The sequence below is a fragment of the Pseudomonas sp. 382 genome (assembly GCF_002759075.1).
In the GTDB taxonomy this organism is placed as follows: domain Bacteria; phylum Pseudomonadota; class Gammaproteobacteria; order Pseudomonadales; family Pseudomonadaceae; genus Aquipseudomonas; species Aquipseudomonas vlassakiae.
The window spans coordinates 1-1773 of record NZ_PEMX01000088.1 but is presented as its reverse complement, the minus strand read 5'-3'; the positions used below and the strand labels follow the sequence as shown (position 1 = coordinate 1773).

The window sequence follows — 1773 nt, the reverse complement described above, 5'->3', positions numbered from 1 at the left end:
CCACCGTAACAGATGTCCAGGACACCACCACAGTGTCGCTGTCGGCAACGCCAAGCGTGGCCGAGGGTGGGCAGATCGTTTACACCGCCACTCTGAGCAATGCTGCGCAGTCGGCGGTAACCGTCACACTAAGCAATGGCCAGACCATTACCATCGGTGCCAATCAGACCTCCGGAAGCGTCGCCGTTGCCGCGCCCGCTGATGATCCGTATATCGATGCCGGTCAGGTGAGCGCCCACATCACCAATGCCTCGGGTGGCAACTTCGAGAACCTGGCGATCAACAGCACGGCGGCAGCCACCACCGTCACTGACACCATCGACACCTCAACCGTCACGCTAACCGCCACCCCATCTGTGACCGAAGGCGGCACCATCATCTACACCGCCACGGTGAATGCGCCGGTCACCGGCAGCCCGGTCGTGGTCAGCCTGGCCAACGGCCAGACCATCACCATCCCGGTCGGCCAAAGCTCCGGTACCGCCACGGGTGTGGCGACCAATGACGTCTATCAAGGCCACGCGGCCGTCACCAACAGCATTACCAGCGTCAGCGGCGGAAACTACGAAAACCTGGTCGCCAACCAGGCGCCAGTCAGCACTGCGGTCACCGATGTACAAGACACCACCACTGTCACCCTGACCGCCACGCCTTCCGTGGCCGAGGGTGGCACCATCATTTACACCGCCACTGTAGGGGCGCCGGTCACCGGCAGCCCGGTCGTAGTCAGCCTGGCTAACGGCCAGAGCATCACCATCCCGGTCGGCCAAAGCTCCGGTACCGCCACGGGTGCTGTCACCAACGACGTCTATCAAGGCCACGAGTCAGCCACCAACAGCATCACCAGCATCAGCGGTGGCAACTACGAAAACCTGGTCGCCAACCAAGCGCCAGTCAGCACTACGGTCACCGATGTACAAGACACCACCACTGTCACCCTGACCGCCACGCCTTCCGTAGCTGAGGGCGGCATCATCATTTACACCGCCACTGTAGGGGCTCCGGTCACCGGCAGCCCAGTCGTAGTCAGCCTCGCAAACGGGCAGACCATCTCCATTCCGGTTGGTCAGAGCTCCGGTACCGCCACCGGTGCCGTAACCAACGACGTCTACCAAGGCCACGCGGCGGTCACCAACAGCATCACCAGCGTCAGCGGCGGAAACTACGAAAACCTGGTTGCAAACCAGGCGCCTGTCAGCACCGCCGTTACCGATGTCCAGGACACCACGACCGTCTCGCTGACGGCGACGCCTAGCGTGGCCGAAGGTGGGCAGATCGTTTACACCGCCACCCTGACCAATGCTGCGCAGTCGGCGGTAACCGTCACGCTAAGCAATGGCCAGACCATCACCATCGGTGCCAATCAGACCTCCGGAAGCGTCGCCGTTGCCGCGCCCGCTGATGATCCGTATATCGATGCCGGCCAGTTGAGCGCCCACATCACCAATGCGTCGGGTGGCAACTTCGAGAACCTGGCGATCAACAGCACGCCAGCGGTGACCAACGTTACCGATACTGTAGATACCTCGACAGTGAGCCTGACCGCCACGCCGTCGGTGGCCGAAGGCGGCACGATCATCTACACCGCCACGGTGACGGCGCCAGTCACCGGCTCCTCCGTCGTGGTAACTCTGGCCAACGGCCAGACCATCACCATCCCGGTCGGCCAAAGCTCCGGTACCGCCACGGGTGCCGTGACTAACGACGTCTATCAAGGCCACGCGGCGGTCACCAACAGCATCACCAGCGTCAGCGGCGGAAACTACGAAAACC

At 62.7% G+C, this 1773-nt stretch carries 1 protein-coding gene; it reads left to right on the top strand.

The features are described from left to right. Positions 1 to 1773: immunoglobulin-like domain-containing protein (locus tag CQW31_RS31260; protein ID WP_371858406.1), on the top strand; the 1773-nt coding region annotated here is incomplete at both ends.